Here is an 18,967-nt window from a genome sequence, read left to right on the forward strand (position 1 = left end):
GCTCAGTTATTGGTACAACAACGCCCCTTAGCTATTGTTGAACTGCCCTTTAATAGCGAAGCCTTTGAATATTCGCTAATTTGGCACCATCGTAATCATCACGATCCGGCCCACAGTTGGTTTCGCCAACAAATTCATCAAGCCATGACCTAAGCTTATCTTTGTACATTGGCAGCTTGGCCCAAAATCACTTAAGCTAGAGCCAAATCCGCTCCCCTTAGGCAACTGCAATGGCAGAATATCAGCAACCCTCTCGCACTTGTCCAGAATGTGGTGTGACTTTTAGCTGCAGCGCCAACCGGCAATGTTGGTGTATGGAGATGCCCGCGGTGTTGCCTCTGGACTCTAGCTCAAATGCTGGGGCTTGTTATTGTCGACGCTGTTTAAGCAAACGAGTGGCCGCTCAACTCGAACAATTGATTGCCAGCAAAACATCCTGAGCGGCGTATCAATAGCAACTTTACTTATAATTAATTTGGCAGTTTAAATAGACATTAGAGTAAAAACACATAAGCCATTTCTATGAAAACAATTGTCGCGATAATACGCCTATTGCTGTTACCAGTAATCTTGCTTGGCTCTAGCGCCGTCAGCCTAGCCTCCCCACCCCAACAAAGTATCTTGCTGGTAACCGAACAATGGCCTCCTTTTAACTACGAAGAAGACGGCCACCTAAAAGGCTTTTCCGTTGAGCTGGTCCAGCAAATGATGACTTTGATGAACCGCAACTATCCCATCGACATACTCCCCAGCATGCGCAGTACCCGCGTGCTAGCCTCCCGCTCAAATACGTTGATGTTCTCGTTATTTAGAACTCCGAACAGGGAAGATAAATACAAGTGGATAGGTCCTCTGGTGGAAACCGAGGTATATTTTTATAAACGAAAAGACAGCAACATAAAAACCGAGACTCTAGAAGACTTAAAACGCGTAGACCGAATCGGAACTCGGCATGCAGGCATCATTGTTCAGCGGTTACGCGAACTCGGATTTAACAATTTAGACAGTACTGCCACCAGCAGCATGCAAATTTACAAAATGCTAAGTATCGGCAGATTCGATGTTGCCATCAGCGACAGCGACTTAGGCGTAATGTATAACCTCGATAAACTGAATATCGATAGCTCTACCTTAGAAAAAATCCCACTGTTGATATTTAAGTCTGAACTGTACCTTGCTGCTAACAAAAGCTTACCCGACGACGAAGTCCAACGTTGGCAAGCTGCCTTAGACAGACTTAAAAGCAATGGTGACCACCAAAAACTCCTCGACAAGTACTTAAATCCTTAAGCCATTGTGTAGCTCATCAGATAAGCCAAACTCTAAGTATTATATGACTTGAGCCAAAGCCACTTTTTTAGCCAACAATCTAAGCTACTGACATTTCTAAATAATTAAGCCATATCAATATATTTAGCTGGATTTCCAAGGCTCATTTTTTGAACCCAACCATAAACAAAAAATTCCATTTTGGAATACTTAAAACAACCAAAATTCCATTTAACCGTTTCTCGATTACTCCTACACTAGCGCCGCTTTGGTTCTTGATTTACATACAAGGAATAAACGGTGTTAGAAGCATTAAGCGCACTGCTATTAATTAACTTATTGGGCATGTTAAGTCCCGGTCCCGATATGGTGCTGGTATTGCGTCATGCCAGCAATAATACGCGCCAGGCCACTCTATGTGTGCTCGGCGTATTACTGGGCTTTAGTTTACATATTAGCTTTGCGGTAGGCGGACTGTCTTTACTGCTAAAACAATCCCCTTTATTGTTTGAATTACTCCGTTGGAGCGGCGCTGGCTTCCTCATTTTTATCGGCCTAAAAACCCTGTTCTCAGGTGCTAGCGCGATTGAATTTGGTGCTCAACGTCAGCCCAAACGGGCGAAAAACGTGGTGCTAAGCGGGCTAACCTGTAATCTACTGAATCCGAAAATATTGGTATTTGTAGTTAGTATATTTAGTCAGTTTATTGGCCAAGAAACATTACTCAGCGAGAAGCTTATTTTGGCGGCGGCACTATTGCTAGAAACCGCATTGCTATGGGGGGTTTTGCTGAAGGTTTTATCTCACCACCGAGTACAAGTTAAGCTGCAACACTACCAACAATGGGTCAATCGATTCAGTGGTACTAGCTTACTGGGAATGGGAACTTTGCTCGGCCTTCACAGTTAACAATTAACTAAATTGAATCCAGCGGTGCTTGGTGCTATGTTCAAAAAAAAGGCAGAATAACCGCATTATGGAAGACTCCTACAAGATCATTATTGCTGATGACCACCCCTTGTTTCGTAGTGCTCTTCAGCAGGCAGTTCATACAGCCGTACCCGATGCTCAGCTGCAAGAAGCTGAGAATGTTAACGACCTACTACAACTTTTAGAGCAGCAACGTGAGCCTGATTTATTACTACTGGATTTGAAAATGCCGGGCGCAAATGGCTTCTCGGCATTTACCCACTTACATGGCCAATATCCAGAACTGCCTATCGTGGTCATTTCTGCCAGCGAAGAAGCCGCCGTGGTACAAAAAGCCAAGCAACTTGGCGCCACCGGTTTCATCCCCAAGTCCACCCCTTTACAAAAACTGGTGGCAGCGATTCAGCATATCATTGAGGGAGATGACTGGTTTCCTGAAGGCATAAGCTTCAGCCAGCAATTAGAAGAAGATCCTTTAGCCGAGCGCCTAGCTAGCTTAACCCCGCAACAATACAAAGTGCTAGTAATGCTGAACGAAGGTTTGCTCAACAAGCAAATTGCCTACGAACTGAATGTATCTGAAGCCACGATTAAGGCGCATGTGACCGCCATCTTCCGCAAACTAAACGTTAAAAACCGCACTCAAGCGGTTATTGCACTGCAACAATTAGAACTGGAGCCCAGCCCGGAAGATCACGAAATCTAGGGCAACAACCCAGCCCACTATTGGTGGATGGGTTGTTTATTTTCCGTTCAGCTTAATTGGTAACAAAGTGGGTAGCGCAAAGTTTGTTACCAGCAGGATCTCTTAGATAAGCTAAATAAAGGCTTCGAGTCGCGCTGGTTCGAATTCCCGGCGGCTCTTCACAAGCCGTTCCACCGTGCGCGAGCCCTGTGGCATGCCACGCATTCACCAGCTCAGGACTACTCACGGTAAAACCGATGGTCATGCCATTGCCATGGGTCGCGGCTTCACCATTTATAGGCATGGTTAAACCTAAAACGCCATTATCACTCAGATATAAACAACGCCCCTTTTCATCTACTAGCCCTTCAGCATGACCTAATACCGCCATAATGGCATCATAGAAACGCTTGGAAGCTGGCATATCATTCACCCCAAGCATGATATGACTAAACATAGTTCTTCCTTGTATTTCATTAATGGAGAGTTAACGCTACGCAAGGCCTGCATCTCAGAGACTGCAAGCCAAACGATTTAGTAACCCACGGTGAAACGCTGTTTAATGTGTGCTGGCTGCTCTAACTCATCAACCAAGGCAATGGCGAAATCTTCATAAGAAATGCTACTGCCATTCTCATTCACTAACAACTGGTCTTTACCTAGGCGAAATTGCCCAGTTCGCTCGCCCGGAATGAACAAGGCAGAGGGGGAGATAAACGTCCAATCAAGGTCGCTCACCTTCTGGATTTCGTCTAAAAACTCAGCGCCGGCAGTCGCTTCTGCGCGATACTCTTGTGGAAAATCAGGCTGATCAATCACTCGCTCTCCCGACCCAAGTAATAAACTTCCGGCTCCACCTACCACCAGATAACGTTTCACCCCAGATTGGCGCACCAAATCAACTAAGTCCTTAGCATTGCTATTTAGGAAGCCCACAGAGCTCACTACCGCATCATGGCCTTTAAGCAGCTCGGCCATCGCTGTAGCGTCGTTAATATCACCAAACTGAGCATTCACGCCAGTTAATGGCGACACTTTTTCCGGATGTCGAGCAATTGCAGTGACACGATGTCCACGTGCAGACAATTCTTGTAACAGGCGCGTACCTACGTTTCCTGAAGCACCAATCAATGCTACATTTGCCATAATTATATCCTCTTAAATTCATCTAATTTATTGGTTTACTGCCTAAGTTTAAGCTTGGCAGCGACTACATTTAGCGCGCTTAGCTAGAAGCCAACTGCACTTGCCAAAACTGCTGCCACTGAGCAGGTTTAGTATAAAATTCACTCAAACCAAGACTGCGCCATTGGCCGTCTTGCTCTACTAATAAACTGGGAAAGCCCGATAAACCAAACTGCTGCATTAGCGCTCGCGTACGGTTAATTTTCGGCTCTAGCTGAGTCTTCGCCTCAGCCATGGCGCCTTGCCATGTTGCAAGTGAAACCCCAAGCTGACTAGCCAATTTGGCGAGTTCCTCAGGCTGGCTTACCGCCACGCCATACTGATAATGCGCCTCTTGAATCAGCTGTAACATCGCCATTGGAGCTAAACCTAAAGACGCTACGGCTAGAATTGCTTGAGCGGTAATATAAGAATCTAAAATCATCGGCTGATTACTGCGTATTTTTTTCAGATAATCCTCGCCAAATGCTTGTCCTGTTTGTATAGCAATTTGCTGATCAGCCACCAACACATGCTGGCGAAAATCGGCGCTTAAAGGCGCGCGTTGGATCATGCCGCCGGGATGCAGCTCAAGCCCAATATCATCCATCTCTTGTAACTGGCTAAGTAGTGACGATGCGCCATAACACCAGCCGCACATCGGATCAAAAATGTAGTGAACCTTAATCATCTTGTCTCTCTACTTATAGCGTTGCCCCAGCAACGCAAACTAAATGCGCTACTTAAAGCCGCGCTTCTCACTGTGTAATAACTGCAGTCTAGCGCTTGAATTAGTATTGATATATAGCTAATAATTAGCATCATTGTTTCAAAAAAAGAGCTAATCATGGATCGACTCACCGCCGCCAAAGTCGCGGTCGACCTTGCCAATACCGCAAGTTTTACCGAGAGTGCTAAACGCTTAGCCATGTCTAGAGCCATGGTTACCCGTTATATAGATGGTTTAGAGAGCTGGCTCAACGTACGATTGTTTCATCGCACCACTCGCAAGGTAGCACTCACTTCCGCTGGCGAACAGTCGCTGCCCCAGCTACAAAGCTGGATAGAACAAGCCCATCAGCTGCAATACCAATTAACGCAGGATGAGCTATTAGCTGGGAAAATCCGTCTTGCGGTGAGTATGTCCTTTGGTTTTTCCCAATTAGTTCCAGCCATTGCCGCCTTTACTCAAAAGCACCCCAAGGTGGAAATTGATGTCAACGTGCAAGACCAAGCGGTGGACTTAACTAGCGAGCGGATCGATTTAGCCATACGTATTACCGCCGAGCCCGATCCTTCGTTAATTGGTCGCAGCATTGCCCAATGTGATTCAGTTCTGGTTGCCTCGCCCAGTTATTTAGCCAAGGCACCCGCCATTACCGAACCGGCCGATTTAAGCCACCAGCAATGCCTAGGCTATAAAAACTTTGAACAACATGTTTGGCATTTCACTTACCAACAGCAACATCGTTCGGTGGCGGTAAATTGCGCCTTTAGCGCTAATGAAGCTACCGTGCTGTTAAGCGCCGCCTTACAAGGAATGGGAGTGGCTTTACAGCCCACCTACTTAGTGAATGAAATCTTACAACGCGGAGAGCTGGTCCAGCTATTACCCCAATGGCAACCCAAAACCATGAACGTTTATGCGCTATATTCTTCGCGTAAATACCAACCACCCGCAGTGCGAGCCTTGATTGACCATCTAGTGGCATTCTTTAGTAGCGGCCAGTGGCAGTACTTCCGTCTATAAACAACTTACAAAATCTTTGTGTAACAGATGAGATCTAAAAAGGACGGCAACACGTAAGTTACCCATCGCAACAAAACCACCTTAAGGTGCTAAAGCAAACCAATAAGCGAGTAAGTATAAAAGCGAGCTGACTGACTCTGCACTTAAGGCGGGGGGAGTTAACTAAACAATCAATGTTCGTCTACAGTATAAATACTGATGAATCTATATTCAGGAGAGCCCATGTTCTTATCTAAGTCCTTAAAACAAGAAAACCAACGCTTACAAGAAGAGCTACACACTCTTAAACAAGCCAGAGATAGCTTAGACAGTGACATGATAAGAATGACCCTAGATGCGCAAGCCAAAGTCTCATCCGTAAACCTGATTTTTGAACAAGAGCTCGGACTAAGCCTCACTGACATTCAAGCTAAACACATTACTCAACTGGTGCCAGAAAATGCTAAAAATACCAGCCACTTTCAACGAATGAAAGATACCATTGCCCACGCCAAACACTGGAATGGCGCCTTCGAGCTGGTAAAGGGAGACGGTTCGGTAGCATGGCTACGCGCCATTATTCAGCCAATTTTCGATATTAACAGCCGGTTATTACACTACACCGTGTTTGCTTCTGAGCTTACTCGCACCATTCAATCATCTCGCGAACACGAAGATATGATGAAAGCCTTGGTACGCTCAACCGCCACTATTGAATTTACCCTAGAAGGTATCGTACTCAAAGCTAACGACAACTTCTTACGAGTGATGGGTTACAAGCAGGACGAAATTGTTGGCCAACATCACCGCATGTTTTGTGACGAAGCCGAAAGTAGTTCTGCTGAATATCAGCAGTTTTGGCAGCAATTAGCTAGAGGACAGTATATCAGTGACCGCTTCAAGCGCATTGATAAACACGGTCAAACCATTTGGCTCGAAGCCTCTTATAATCCGGTACATAATGACCGCGGCGAACTCTATAAAATAGTGAAATTTGCTACCAACATTACCGATAAAGTTAATCAGGAACAGGCGGTTTCCAGCGCTGCCGAGGTCGCTTATGGCGTATCTAACGAAACCCGAGAGCAGACCAATCAAGGTGGACAAATTATCGATAACACTATCGAAACCATGCAAACTCTGGCAGTGCAAATGCAAGAGGCGACTAATGCTATCGCCTCCTTAGATGAAAACTCACAAAAAATTAGTGCGCTATTAAATAGCATTAGCGGCATTGCCGAACAAACCAACCTATTGGCGTTGAATGCCGCGATTGAGGCCGCGCGGGCCGGAGAACAGGGTCGAGGGTTTGCCGTCGTCGCCGATGAGGTAAGAGAGCTCTCGGCTCGCACCAACCGCACCACAGATGAAGTTAGCCGGGTGGTCGCCGACAACGCTGGCGGTACCAATGTGGCGGTAAATCTAATTGCTAAATGCCAAGCTCAAGCCAGTAAAGCGCTAGAACTATCAACTGAGGCTGGGCAATTAATGCAAACCATTGAACAAGGAGCGACTCAAGTAGCAGAAACCATTGATGAGTTAAATAAACTGCACGTGCATAGTTCGCGCTTCGATTAATCGCAACAAGCCCAGTCAAATCGGCGACTACAGTTTACTCGCTGCAGTCGCCCAGCAAGGCTAAGGCTCAATCCAAAGCAGTTGCTCTTCAACCTTTGGCACCTCAAACCAAGACCAAAATAACTCAAGCATGGTCTCAGTCATTTGATAGGCTTGCTGCCCAGTAATTTCTGCATTACGTTTTAGTGCTCGCTGCTTGCACACCGAATAAGGCACATTTAAATAATGCATTTCTAGCTCCAATTGGTTGGCTTTCGCCCATTGGCGAAACGCATCTCGCTTGGCCTTCTGCCAAAAACCAAAATCAAAGATAACCGGCACACCAATCGCACTCAGCTGCAAGGTAGCTTGCTTAAATAAATCCGTCACACTGTTTAAGCGCTGCTCGAACAGCTCCCTCGGCATATGCTCACCATATAACGGAATCATCCATTCATCGGGTGACCAACGAAAAGCCGCGGTGGTTTCGGCGAGCTGTTTAGCATAGGTGGTTTTCCCCGCCCCAATAAAACCACAAATTCCATAAATCTTCGTCATTAGACCTCTATTATTTAAAATACGATGAGTCGCAAACTATGAGCTGGCCTTCAACCAATCATTCGCCCCTTTATGGCTGTTCAACAATTGCTGGCAAAGCTTTTTCAAGCGCAACGGTCGTAGTGGCTTACTTAAATAAGCAAAGCCCTGCGCCCTCACCTTATCAATTAAATCGGCTTGTCTGTCGGCGCTAATCACAATACCATGGCAGTGAAGTTTACGCCGATGAATCAAACTTTGCAGCGCATCTAAGCCTGTTTTATCGTAGTCCAAATGGTAGTCACTTAAAATCAACTCCGGTATCCAGCCACCATCTACTACTTCTTCAGCGGTATCGGCGTCTTCACAACAAATGACTTCATAACCCCAACGGCTCAATAGCTGCTCCATTCCTGAAAGGATCGCCGGTTCGTTGTCGATACACAGCACTTTGGCCCCTTGAGTCGTGCTAATCTCGATGCCTTCTCTGGCTTTAGTCCGCTGCACTTTGTTGGCTTCCACAATCGGCACCGTAACATAAAATACCGATCCCTTGCCCACCGTCGACTCTACGCCTATCGGCAGCTCTAGTAACTCGGCAAAGCCCTGAGCGATGGCCAAACCTAAACCCAGCCCCTCTTCGCGTGCTCGTCCCGATTTATGTAATTGCTGAAACTCTTCAAAAATTTGCTGCTGTTTGCTCTCTTCAATGCCGGGGCCGTTATCCCATACTTCCAAACGCAAGCTATTACCGCGGCGACGACTGCCCAACAAAACCTTACCATTAGGGTTATAGCGCAAGGCATTGGTGAGGAAGTTTTGCAAAATTCGCCGCAGCAACTTACTGTCACTGCGCACCGTATATTTACTGGTATACAGCTTTAACTCCACCTTTTGCTGTTGAGCCAAGGGGATAAACTCTGCATGAATATGATCCAGTAGATGGCCTATCTCAAACTGCTCGTTACTGACTACCACTCGGCCTGATTCAAGCCGTGAAATATCCAGCAAATCACTGATGATTTCTTCTGCAGAAAACAGCGATTGGTCAATGCTAGAGGCGAGGAACTTCGCCTCTTTGTCTAAATCAATTTCCAACAATGAACCGGTAAATAACTTGGCCGCATTTAAGGGCTGCATTAAATCGTGGCTTACCGCCGCTAAGAAACGGGTTTTAGACTGGTTAGCCTGCTCAGCCGCGTGAGTGGCTTGAACCAGTTGCTGGTTAATCGACGACAATTGCTGGGTTCGCTGAGCCACCCTTGCTTCAAGGATTTCGTTGGCTTGTTTTAACATGTCTTCAGCTTGGCGGAAGGTGGTAATGTCACTAAAAGTCATCACATAACCACCGTTGGGCATGGGGTTACCCTGCACCTGAATCACTCGACCATCACGGCGGATCCGCGAAGAAGTATGACTATTGCCACGATGTAAGTGCTCAACCCGACGCGCCACCAGCTCGTCGATATCGCCGGGGCCACATAAACCATTCACCGCGTTATGGCGGATCACTTCTTCAATGGGGCGCCCAACTACGATCAAACCTTTGGGGAATTCAAATAACTCGGTATAGCGGCGATTCCACGACACCAGTTTCAACTCACGGTCAACTATCGCGATCCCCTGATCGATGTGTTCAATAGCGCCTTGCAGCAAATGTTTATTAAATTGCAATAATTCCGAGGCTTCTTCGGCAATCGAGGCAAACTCTTCCAATTGAACTTGTTTACCCTGCAGTGCCGAACCTAATACCAAACGCGCCGAAGAAGCCCCAAATACCCCCCCCAGCATTCGTTCAGTTTCGGCAATTAAGGCCACTGGCGCCTGCTGGTTAGGGCTAAGCTGTAAGTCGCGCGATTGCGCGTATTTAGTGAAGGCTTCGCCAATGCGCTGCGAGCCTAAAAAGCGCGAAGCCAGCATGTGTAACTCTTCCACACTCACCTTAGAATGATACAGGGCAGCGGCATCGTCATTTTTACTACTCTGGCCGATAAAGTTACTGGCTTGCAGCCACTCAGACACCGCCGGACTAGACACCTTAGAACCTAATAGGTAAGCCGTAAGATTACCTAACAAGCTCAACAAAATGCCCCAATTGCCATCAGAAATCAGTTTTTGTCCGCCCAGCTCAGGCGCGGTTAACCAATCCATTAACCAAGCACTACCCACCAACGGACTCAAACTATCGGTCATATTCATTAGGTTAAAAAGCCACAGGCTCATGCCCACCGCTAAACCGGCATACACCCCGGTGCGATTACCTTCGCGCCAATACAATCCCAACACTAAAGGCACCGCCAGTTGCGCTATCGCCGCAAAAGAAAGGAAACCAATGTCGGCCAAATTATTTATTTGCCCCAACATCAAAAAGGTGCCCCAAGCCAACAGCAAGATCACCAAAATAGTGGTACGGCGTACATTCAGCAACAGCTCGCTAAATTGGGCAAAGTTACGCCGACTTAAGCCGCCTTGCTTCAATAGTAAGGGCAGCACCAAGTCGTTACTCACCATAATCGCTAAGGCAATAGTCGATACCACCACCATGCCACTGGCTGCCGAAGTCCCCCCCAGAAAGGCCACCATACCCAACCACTCTTGGCCAACTGCTAAGGGGAGTTGAATCACGTAGTGATCGGCCGGAGTATTGCTTGGCAACAAAGCGTCTCCCACTAAAGCAATCGGCAATACAAATATCGCCAATAACAATAAGTAAGCGGGAAACAGCCAACGGGCAGCTTTAAGATCGTTGACTTGATTGTTTTCCACTACCGTCACGTGAAACTGCCGAGGCAAACACAATACCGCCGACATCGCCAACAAGGTAGCCACAACTAAATCACTAATATCAGCAAGACTGATCCCTTGCCATTTGCTAACCAAAGATTGCTGAATATTAAGCTGGGCTGGCTCCGGCAAATCCCATAACAACCCCACCGCCAATAAGCCCACACAAACAAACGCCACCAGCTTCACCAACGACTCAAAGGCGATAGCCACAATCACTCCGCGGTGATGTTCGGTGGCGTCAATATGTCGAGTACCAAATAACATGGTGAAAATGGCCAGTGCAATGCTCACAAACAAGGCGATTTGCGAACTGCTGCCCTTACCCACAGCTTGGCGCATCGCTTCACCGCCAAATAGGTCCAAGCCCATCACAATGGCGCGTAATTGCAGAGCAATATAAGGCAAAATGCCAACAATGCAGATCAGCGAAATCACCACCGCCAGGGTCTGGGATTTTCCATAACGGGCGGCAATAAAGTCGGCAATGCTGGTAATGTGTTCTCGCTTGGCAATCAACACCACTCGCGCCAATAAGCGCCAAGCAAAAATAAACAATAGGATGGGGCCAAGGTAAATGGGAATAAACGACAAGAAATTAGCACTGGCTTGGCCAACGGTGCCGTAAAATGTCCATGAGGTACAGTAAACGGCTATCGATAAACTATAAAAAAGCGGCTGCCAACGTAGCCGTTTTGTCAGGTTTTGGTCGGTATAATAAGCAATAACAAATAACAGCCCCAAATAAGCTAAAGACAAGGGGATGACGAACCAACCTTCACTCACCATTTGCATTCCGAATTTATTTCCTTGTGATCCACACTACCGTAATAAGCAGGCGCTAGAGCACCATTTAGACTAAAGTCGTCTAGGTTACGGTAGCAAAAAAGAACATGCTTAACTGTGACTAATCTATCCACCCAATTTGAAAAGTACGCACTACACAAAAATAAAATAGCGCGAGAAATAGGGGTAAATGACACACTTACATAGATGGTAGCGCGATGAGCACAGATTTTAATTTTCAGCACCCACCGTTTGATCAACTTGACCCCAAGCAACGCCAACAGGTCTCGACTAATCTCGATATTCATTACTTTCAAAGCCAACAGAAAATCGTCACAGCTGGCGAACAGGCCAGTTATCTATTTATTGTGATTAAAGGCCAAGTTGAAGAGCGCGCCGACAACAATGCCGAAGTATTTGCCCATTACACTGTAGAAGATTGGTTTGATGTACGCTCGCAATTTGGCGGTTACGCTAAACATGACTACGTGGCACTAGAAGAAACGCTGTGTTATGCCCTTCCCAGCAAAGTTTTTCGCCAGTTGGTCAGTGAAAACAGCGACTTTGGGGACTACTTTCAACGTGACTTGGCAACTCGCCATCAGTTAGTCGAATCCCGAGAAGGCAATAAAAACCTAGCCGAATTTATTCTTACCACCATCGACGAAAAAAATGTCCAACCTGCGGTCGTCATCGAAGGGGAAACCTCCTTGCAACAGGCCACGGTGATCATGCGTGAACAAAAACTCGAATCGTTGCTGGTGAACCACGATGGCTGCTTTGGCATGTTAACTGGCACCGACTTATTGCATGCGGCAGTGTTGGTACAGCAGTCCTTAGACACCCCAGTGAGCCAACTGGCTAACTTCAATTTAATCAGCGTCAATAAAGGGGAATTTCTGTTCAACGCCATGTTATTAATGACTCGCAACAGCATTGAGCGAGTGGTGGTGAAAGAACAGCAAAAGATTATCGGCATTTTAGAAATGGCCCATGTGTTAAGTCTGTTTTCCACTCACTCTCACGTGCTGGCGCTACGCATCGCCCGAGCCACCACCATCGAAGAACTCAGTGAAGCCGCCCATACTCTCAATAAATTAGTGGAAAACCTCTGTAACAACGGCATTCGTACCCTGTTCATCATGAAGCTGTTAGCCACCATGAACGAGCAAATCATCAGCCGAGTATTTCAACTCAGCATTCCTCACCAGCACCACAACCATATTTGCTTGATGGTGATGGGCAGTGAAGGACGCGGCGAACAGATTGTTAAGACCGACCAAGACAATGGCTTAGTCATTGAAGATGGCTACGACTGGCCAGAGAAACAACAACAGCTAGAGCAATTTAGCCAGTATTTGCTGCAACTGGGTTACCCACCCTGCCCCGGTAACATCATGGTGAACAATCCTCAATGGGTTCAACAACAAAGTCAGTGGAGCAAAACCATTGCCAATTGGATCGAGACCGGCCATGGCGATGCCATGATGAATCTGGCGATAGTGCTTGATGCACACGCCATTGCCGGCAATAAAAGCCTCTTACGTAGGTTACGCAAAGATCTCATGGCACAAATGGCCAACCGCAGTGTCACTCTAGCGTTTTTTGCCCAACCCGCGCTTAAGTTTCATACGCCGCTGACGCTATTTGGCAATATTAAATCCAAACAGGCCGGTTTAGACATTAAAAAAGGCGGCATCTTTCCGATTGTTCATGGCATACGCGCGCTGGCACTAGAGCAAGCCATTAGCCCCACCAATACCCTAGAACGTATTGAACAATTGGCCAAACTCAAGGTGCTTGACGAAGATACCGCGGCCAACCTCACCGAAGCGCTGCTATTGTTTTTTAAACTGCGTATTCAGCAGCTGTTTCCTGCCGAAGCCGAACAAGATTATCATGTATTAAAAGTCGACCAGCTCAATCACAGCCAACGTGACTTGCTGCGCCACGGCTTGCACGTGGTAAAAAAATTTAAACAATTACTCGCCCTGCATTTCAACATTCGAGATTACTAGAGGCGCGAATGCTGCAACGTTTATATTATCAGCAAAAATTTCGCCACAGTGAGTTTGCCCCACTGTTTAAAGCCTATCGAGGAAAGGAATACGTAGCGCTAGATTTAGAAACCACCAGCCTCAATACCAAACAAGCCGACATTGTTTCAATGGGAGCGGTGCTTATTCGGGAAAATCGGATCCTCGCCAGCCAGAGTTTCGAATTAAAAGTACTACCAACCCATAAACTAGCCGGTGACTCAATTAAAGTGCATCGCTTACGCCACAGCGATTTACAGCAAGGCTACCCGATTGAACAGGCACTACCGCGTTTACTGCAATTTATTGGCCCCCGCCCCATTGTTGGCTACAACATTGCTTACGACCAACGAATAATCAACCGCCATTGCAAACAACTCTATGGTTTTAGGCTGCTAAACCCGCTCATTGATGTAGGCCGCATGTTTGCCGATAAAGTGCATGTTGACCATGTAGGGATCAGCCCCAATCAAGATCTGACTCATATTTGTCGCAGCCTCTCTATTCCACTATCGGGACGCCACCAAGCGATTGATGATGCCATTACCGCCGCCATGATTTACCTGCGTTTACGTTTTGGTCCGCGCCCCACGACGGCCATACCTAAAGCGATCTCAGCCTAACTTTACCTCACCTATCTATTCCGCTATCGAGGCGTCATCAAGACAAGCTTAAGCCCTTGATGTGCAATCATCGACCGCCGCCATGATTTAGCTGCGTTTACGCTTTGGTCCGCGCCCCACTCGTGCCATACCCGCTGAGATCTCCGCTTAACGACTCAGTATTTCGCAGAGCAAGTTCGATAGACATTTCATGGACTATTCAGCTAACTAGTGGAAAATCACAGAAGTGGCAAACACTCACTATCAGCACTAGCAAGCACTTTCATTGCTAGCTAAATTAGAGCTCCTTCTCAATCAGCTAACGGATGTTGTAATGAAAAAAACCTGTCTACTTGTGGTACTCAGTAGCGCGCTATGCTTCAACGCACTAGCAGAGCCAGCCAACCAAGATACTCTTGCCCAAACTGGCTCTTTAAACCTTAGTGATAAAGCCTTATTTGGTGCCGAAGTATTTAGTTTAGATAAGGTACTTTACGGTAAATTTGTCACCCGCATGAAGCTAGTTTCGGCACCGGGAGTGGTGTCCTCATTTTTTACCTATGACGACGAATCTTGGCAGGGAGAAGGACGGCCATGGCGAGAAATTGATTTTGAGGTAATTGGCAAACATCCCGAACAACTGCAAACCAATATGATCACTGGCAAACTCAATAAGCGGATCCATTCAGAAAAGATCCATAAGCTACCTCAAGTTAACGAGTTTGTGGAGTACACTCTAATCTGGACCCCGAATGAAATCATTTGGCAGGTAAACGGCGAAACAGTGCGTCACGATACGGCAGAAAGCTCTAAACAAGTTCGCGACATGCGTAATACGCCGCAAAGCTACCGCAGTAACATTTGGATTTCTGCCGCCGCCGATTGGGTAGGTAAATTCAATCCCCAAAGCCTGCCACTGCATCAAAAAATCGATTGGATGGAATATTACGAATACAAAGATAATGGTGAGTTTAGTCTAGCTTGGCGTGACGACTTTAACAGCTTCGATGAAAAACGTTGGGGTAAAGGCGATTGGGGTTTTGAGTCCAACCTGGTTACCTTTTCACCAAAGAATGCCAAGATTGTTGACGGCAAACTGGTGCTTAGTCTGACAGCTGAAGACGCCAGCACTAAATAAAATTTTGTCCTCTAGCCGCCTTGCTTCAGCCAGGCGGCTACTTTGTCCTACTTATCCTAACTACTCCGACCAGCCTTCGCTTAGCCACTAGCTTCACAAGCCGTGAGCCGCCTCTCACTTTAGTATTGCAACATAAAAGATAATTTTGATTAATAAGGTATTTTACAATTCTTCACAAATAATTAACCAAAAGTCTAATTGTCGACAACCTTGGTCGGTGCCAGTCTTAGGCACATCCAAAACGTCAAAGACGATGTCCCGCCTCATCACGAGGAAGCAAGGAGAGGAATATGAGTGAACAGAAGCTGTACCCAGTTAAACCAAATATTGCAGAGAGCTGCTTGCTGAACGATCAGCAGTACTTAGAGATGTATCAAGAGTCGATCACCCAGCCTGAACAATTTTGGGGAAAACACGGTAGCGAGTTACTCGACTGGATTAAACCCTTCAATACGGTAAAAAACACCTCTTACGATCCCGGCCACGTGAGCATTAAATGGTTTGAAGATGGCCTACTTAACGTTAGCGCCAACTGTATTGACCGTCACCTACAAGAACGTGGCGATGAAGTGGCAATTATTTGGGAAGGCGATAATCCCGAAGAAGATAGCAAACTCACTTACAAACAGTTGTATAAGCAAGTTTGTCAGTTCTCTAATGCGCTGAAAGCCCAAGGGGTTAAAAAAGGCGAAGTGGTGTGTTTGTACATGCCAATGGTGCCCGAAGCTGCCGTAGCCATGCTCGCTTGTACCCGAATCGGCGCGGTGCACTCCATCGTATTTGGTGGTTTTTCTCCTGAAGCCCTAGCCGGACGCATTATTGACTCCAACTCCAAATACGTCATTACCGCCGATGAAGGAGTTCGTGGCGGACGCAGCGTGCCACTAAAAGCCAATGTAGACCAAGCCTTGGCTCACCCAGAATGTAGTTTTGTTAAAAGCGTAGTAGTACTTAAACGTACCGGCGGCGCAGTAGATTGGAATAGTGAGCGCGATGTATGGTGGCACGAAGCCACCGAGAACCAGCCGGAAGAATGTACCCCAGAACCAATGAACGCTGAAGATCCGCTGTTTATTCTTTATACCTCGGGCTCAACCGGTAAACCCAAGGGGGTATTACATACCACTGGCGGTTATCTCCTTTATGCCACCATGACCTTTAAATATGTGTTTGATTACCACCCAGGTGATATTTATTGGTGTACTGCCGATGTGGGCTGGATTACCGGACACAGCTACTTGGTATATGGTCCGCTAGCCAATGGTGCCACTACCATTTTATTTGAAGGCGTGCCTAACTACCCTACCGCCGCACGAATGAGCGAAGTTTGTGATAAACACCAAGTGACTATTTTATATACCGCTCCCACGGCGATTCGCGCGCTAATGGCACAAGGCGATGCGGCAATTCAAGGCACTAAACGCAGTAGCCTGCGAATCATGGGTTCGGTGGGAGAACCGATTAACCCAGAAGCTTGGGAATGGTACTACCGCACCATTGGTGACGAACGCTGTCCGATTGTCGACACTTGGTGGCAAACCGAAACCGGCGGTATCTTAATTACTCCACTACCCGGCGCCACCGCCTTAAAACCCGGCTCGGCTACCCGTCCCTTCTTTGGTGTGCAACCCGCCTTAGTAGATAACGAAGGTAACGAGCTAGAAGGCGCAGCCGAAGGTAACTTAATCATTAAAGACAGTTGGCCAGGGCAAATGCGTACCGTTTACGGTGACCATGAACGCTTTGAGCAAACCTATTTCTCAACCTTCCCCGGCACTTATACCACAGGGGACGGAGCACGCCGCGACGAAGACGGTTATTACTGGATCACCGGCCGCGTAGACGACGTGCTTAATGTGAGTGGCCATCGGATGGGCACTGCCGAAATTGAGAGCGCCTTGGTGGCCCACCCAAAAATTTCTGAAGCGGCTGTAGTGGGTGTGCCTCATGAAATTAAAGGCCAAGGGATTTACGCTTATATCACGCTAAATGCTGGTGAAGAACCCAGCGCCGAACTGCATAAAGAAGTGAAAGCATGGGTACGCAAAGAAATTGGCCCCATTGCTACTCCCGACATTTTGCATTGGGCGGAAGCCCTACCCAAAACCCGCTCGGGTAAGATTATGCGTCGAATTTTGCGTAAAATTGCCACCAACGAAACCGATTCACTGGGCGATACTTCTACCCTCGCCGATCCATCGGTGGTGGATAAACTGATCCAAGAAAAATCGAACGCAGCTTAAGCCTGTCGCCAGCCGTCTTCAGGCGGCTGGCAAACTTCTCTCTCTTTCTATACCTGCGCACAAAACCACAAAACCGATGCATAGAAATTGGCTCGCGCTATAATGTTTCTTCTTAATTACGCTTAAACTTCATAAAGGGAATAAACATGAAGAGTCTCGCCAAAATAATTAGCCTTGCGCTGCTACTGACTTACAGCGTCTTCGGCACTGCCTCAGAGCGTGCCGAACAAGCGTGGAGTGCGATACAACAGCAACAAGCTTTAATCTTAGATGTCCGCAGCCAAGCAGAGTTTCAGCAAGAGCATTTAGCCGGGGCACATAACATTCCCCATACCCAAGTGGCCCAACATATTAACGCCTTAACCACAGACAAAGAGCAAACCATTGTAGTGTATTGCCGTTCTGGCAATCGCTCATCTTATGCCCTACAAGTATTGGAAGCCATGGGCTACAAGCATGTTATTAATGGCGGCGGGTTAGCGGAAATGCAAGCCAGCAAACAGCCTTAAAGGTTAACTGCGCTTAGTCTGGCGTTTGGTGCTGACGGCGATAACGCCCCGGCGATACGCCAAAACTCTTCTTGAAACGATGAGCAAAAGCAAAGCCGTCTTGATAACCTAACTGACTAGCAATTACCTCTATCGACCAACGGCTTTCGCGTAATAGGTAGCTACCATGCTCTAAGCGTAAACGGCTTAAATACTGTTTCGGGCTACAGTTAAATTCGCGTTGAAACAAACGATAACAATGTGCTTCCGATACCGACAAACGTTGTGCCATCTGGCTAACCGTCCAAGGGTAGTGCAAACTGGCCCGTAATTGTTGCTCCAGGCTGTGCAATGGGCTGGTTTCCCCTTGCTTTAAGGGTTTAAGCAGGTGTAACAAATAACGTTTTAATAGCTGAACTAAGTGCGACTCAATCAGCGGATCGGCATTGGCTGAGCGCTCTTCTTCCAACAACATCTTTAAGCACTTATCGATATTTTGGCTGCTCTTGAATTTTATCACTTTGGCTTTTTGGGGAAAGCGATACCAACGCACATCGGCGGAGAATTGAAACCAATTATGCCGCCAGAAATGACTGGCTAAACTCAAGGAATAGTGGGTACCCGCAGGCAGAATAACCAACTCGTTAGCGGTAATTCGATGGCGTAATTCTGGCGTATGCAAATTGCCTTCACCTGCCATCGAGATCAACACCGTATGCTCTTGTGGCGCTCGGCGACAGACTAAATACTCACCTCGAATATAAGAAACCCCCGCCAGATTCACCTGTAAAGAGCTGAGCTTGGAGAAACGCTCTCGGGTTAAAAAGTGTTCAACACAAGCAGGGCCTATGTCGAAACGTTCACGCCAGTCTATTTTTTCCATATGATAGTTTTGAACATATTCCTGATAGATTCGATTATGTGGCATATCCAGAATATAAGATAGCATTGCGCCCAAGTTTGTTAGGTTATTTTTTAACCTAGGATAGTTTTCACCTGATGAAGGTCACGTTTTGAGG

Annotated in this window: 17 protein-coding genes; 11 read left to right on the top strand and 6 right to left on the bottom strand. The window is 46.9% G+C overall.

Going from position 1 to position 18,967, the window contains the following annotated elements; genetic code table 11:
• Window positions 1-230: 230 nt before the first annotated feature.
• From ACQY6Q_RS03265 to ACQY6Q_RS03280, 4 genes are all read left to right on the top strand, one after another.
• On the top strand, window positions 231-440 hold the full coding sequence (locus tag ACQY6Q_RS03265; protein WP_427977820.1) for a cysteine-rich CWC family protein: 210 nt from the start codon (window positions 231-233) through the stop codon (window positions 438-440).
• Between the two features lie 82 nt (window positions 441-522).
• Entirely contained in the window at window positions 523-1,290 is a 768-nt protein-coding gene (locus ACQY6Q_RS03270) for a substrate-binding periplasmic protein (RefSeq protein ID WP_427977822.1), read from the top strand.
• 279 nt (window positions 1,291-1,569) lie between these two features.
• Window positions 1,570-2,178, top strand: a complete 609-nt coding sequence (locus tag ACQY6Q_RS03275; RefSeq protein WP_427977825.1) for a LysE family translocator — start codon at window positions 1,570-1,572, stop codon at window positions 2,176-2,178.
• A gap of 64 nt (window positions 2,179-2,242) precedes the next feature.
• Window positions 2,243-2,905: a response regulator gene (locus tag ACQY6Q_RS03280; protein ID WP_427977883.1), complete on the top strand. Its 663-nt coding sequence runs from the start codon at window positions 2,243-2,245 to the stop codon at window positions 2,903-2,905.
• 52 nt (window positions 2,906-2,957) lie between these two features.
• On the opposite strand, the gene ACQY6Q_RS03285 is transcribed toward ACQY6Q_RS03280, so the two are convergent.
• From ACQY6Q_RS03285 to ACQY6Q_RS03295, 3 genes are all read right to left on the bottom strand, one after another.
• On the bottom strand, window positions 2,958-3,341 hold the full coding sequence (locus ACQY6Q_RS03285; RefSeq protein WP_427977827.1) for a VOC family protein: 384 nt from the start codon (window positions 3,339-3,341) through the stop codon (window positions 2,958-2,960).
• 77 nt (window positions 3,342-3,418) lie between these two features.
• Window positions 3,419-4,030, bottom strand: coding sequence for an NAD(P)-dependent oxidoreductase (locus ACQY6Q_RS03290; protein ID WP_427977829.1), 612 nt, complete (start codon window positions 4,028-4,030; stop codon window positions 3,419-3,421).
• A 79-nt stretch (window positions 4,031-4,109) separates the two neighbouring features.
• Window positions 4,110-4,739: a DsbA family protein gene (locus ACQY6Q_RS03295; RefSeq protein ID WP_427977831.1), complete on the bottom strand. Its 630-nt coding sequence runs from the start codon at window positions 4,737-4,739 to the stop codon at window positions 4,110-4,112.
• 156 nt (window positions 4,740-4,895) lie between these two features.
• On the opposite strand from ACQY6Q_RS03295, the gene ACQY6Q_RS03300 reads away from it, so the two are divergent.
• Both ACQY6Q_RS03300 and ACQY6Q_RS03305 read left to right on the top strand, forming a co-directional pair.
• Complete coding sequence (locus ACQY6Q_RS03300) at window positions 4,896-5,798, top strand: LysR family transcriptional regulator (protein ID WP_427977834.1); 903 nt, start codon at window positions 4,896-4,898, stop codon at window positions 5,796-5,798.
• 222 nt (window positions 5,799-6,020) lie between these two features.
• A complete protein-coding gene (locus ACQY6Q_RS03305) occupies window positions 6,021-7,355 on the top strand; it encodes a methyl-accepting chemotaxis protein (RefSeq protein WP_427977836.1) in 1,335 nt (444 codons plus the stop codon).
• A gap of 60 nt (window positions 7,356-7,415) precedes the next feature.
• Here ACQY6Q_RS03305 and ACQY6Q_RS03310 read toward each other — a convergent pair whose 3' ends face one another.
• A complete protein-coding gene (locus ACQY6Q_RS03310) occupies window positions 7,416-7,892 on the bottom strand; it encodes an AAA family ATPase (RefSeq protein ID WP_427977839.1) in 477 nt (158 codons plus the stop codon).
• A gap of 36 nt (window positions 7,893-7,928) precedes the next feature.
• Window positions 7,929-11,450 (bottom strand): hybrid sensor histidine kinase/response regulator, encoded by a 3,522-nt coding sequence (locus ACQY6Q_RS03315; RefSeq protein WP_427977841.1) that lies wholly within the window; start codon window positions 11,448-11,450, stop codon window positions 7,929-7,931.
• Window positions 11,451-11,659: 209 nt separating this feature from the next.
• Here ACQY6Q_RS03315 and ACQY6Q_RS03320 point away from each other — a divergent pair, with 209 nt between their 5' ends.
• The 5 genes from ACQY6Q_RS03320 (at window position 11,660) to ACQY6Q_RS03340 (ending at window position 17,969) form a co-directional block, all read left to right on the top strand.
• Window positions 11,660-13,459: a DUF294 nucleotidyltransferase-like domain-containing protein gene (locus ACQY6Q_RS03320; protein ID WP_427977843.1), complete on the top strand. Its 1,800-nt coding sequence runs from the start codon at window positions 11,660-11,662 to the stop codon at window positions 13,457-13,459.
• Between the two features lie 8 nt (window positions 13,460-13,467).
• Window positions 13,468-14,100: a 3'-5' exonuclease gene (locus tag ACQY6Q_RS03325; protein WP_427977845.1), complete on the top strand. Its 633-nt coding sequence runs from the start codon at window positions 13,468-13,470 to the stop codon at window positions 14,098-14,100.
• Between the two features lie 313 nt (window positions 14,101-14,413).
• Window positions 14,414-15,217, top strand: coding sequence for a family 16 glycosylhydrolase (locus ACQY6Q_RS03330; RefSeq protein ID WP_427977847.1), 804 nt, complete (start codon window positions 14,414-14,416; stop codon window positions 15,215-15,217).
• A gap of 290 nt (window positions 15,218-15,507) precedes the next feature.
• On the top strand, window positions 15,508-17,460 hold the full coding sequence (acs, locus tag ACQY6Q_RS03335; protein ID WP_427977850.1) for an acetate--CoA ligase: 1,953 nt from the start codon (window positions 15,508-15,510) through the stop codon (window positions 17,458-17,460).
• A gap of 146 nt (window positions 17,461-17,606) precedes the next feature.
• Window positions 17,607-17,969, top strand: a complete 363-nt coding sequence (locus tag ACQY6Q_RS03340; protein WP_427977852.1) for a rhodanese-like domain-containing protein — start codon at window positions 17,607-17,609, stop codon at window positions 17,967-17,969.
• 13 nt (window positions 17,970-17,982) lie between these two features.
• Here ACQY6Q_RS03340 and ACQY6Q_RS03345 read toward each other — a convergent pair whose 3' ends face one another.
• Window positions 17,983-18,897 carry a helix-turn-helix domain-containing protein gene (locus tag ACQY6Q_RS03345; protein WP_427977855.1) on the bottom strand — a complete coding sequence of 305 codons (915 nt, stop codon included), beginning with the start codon at window positions 18,895-18,897 and terminating at the stop codon, window positions 17,983-17,985.
• Window positions 18,898-18,967 lie beyond the last annotated feature (70 nt).

The organism is Agarivorans sp., from assembly GCF_050295395.1.
GTDB lineage: Bacteria > Pseudomonadota > Gammaproteobacteria > Enterobacterales > Celerinatantimonadaceae > Agarivorans.

Coding starts and splice junctions, on each gene's coding strand:
- ACQY6Q_RS03295 (WP_427977831.1), bottom strand. CDS start 4,739: ATGATTAAGGTTCACTACATTTTTGATCCGATGTGCGGCTGGTGTTAT.
- ACQY6Q_RS03340 (WP_427977852.1), top strand. CDS start 17,607: ATGAAGAGTCTCGCCAAAATAATTAGCCTTGCGCTGCTACTGACTTAC.
- ACQY6Q_RS03270 (WP_427977822.1), top strand. CDS start 523: ATGAAAACAATTGTCGCGATAATACGCCTATTGCTGTTACCAGTAATC.
- ACQY6Q_RS03265 (WP_427977820.1), top strand. CDS start 231: ATGGCAGAATATCAGCAACCCTCTCGCACTTGTCCAGAATGTGGTGTG.
- ACQY6Q_RS03330 (WP_427977847.1), top strand. CDS start 14,414: ATGAAAAAAACCTGTCTACTTGTGGTACTCAGTAGCGCGCTATGCTTC.
- ACQY6Q_RS03325 (WP_427977845.1), top strand. CDS start 13,468: ATGCTGCAACGTTTATATTATCAGCAAAAATTTCGCCACAGTGAGTTT.
- ACQY6Q_RS03285 (WP_427977827.1), bottom strand. CDS start 3,341: ATGTTTAGTCATATCATGCTTGGGGTGAATGATATGCCAGCTTCCAAG.
- ACQY6Q_RS03290 (WP_427977829.1), bottom strand. CDS start 4,030: ATGGCAAATGTAGCATTGATTGGTGCTTCAGGAAACGTAGGTACGCGC.
- ACQY6Q_RS03300 (WP_427977834.1), top strand. CDS start 4,896: ATGGATCGACTCACCGCCGCCAAAGTCGCGGTCGACCTTGCCAATACC.
- ACQY6Q_RS03310 (WP_427977839.1), bottom strand. CDS start 7,892: ATGACGAAGATTTATGGAATTTGTGGTTTTATTGGGGCGGGGAAAACC.
- acs (WP_427977850.1), top strand. CDS start 15,508: ATGAGTGAACAGAAGCTGTACCCAGTTAAACCAAATATTGCAGAGAGC.
- ACQY6Q_RS03315 (WP_427977841.1), bottom strand. CDS start 11,450: ATGCAAATGGTGAGTGAAGGTTGGTTCGTCATCCCCTTGTCTTTAGCT.
- ACQY6Q_RS03345 (WP_427977855.1), bottom strand. CDS start 18,897: ATGCTATCTTATATTCTGGATATGCCACATAATCGAATCTATCAGGAA.
- ACQY6Q_RS03320 (WP_427977843.1), top strand. CDS start 11,660: ATGAGCACAGATTTTAATTTTCAGCACCCACCGTTTGATCAACTTGAC.
- ACQY6Q_RS03305 (WP_427977836.1), top strand. CDS start 6,021: ATGTTCTTATCTAAGTCCTTAAAACAAGAAAACCAACGCTTACAAGAA.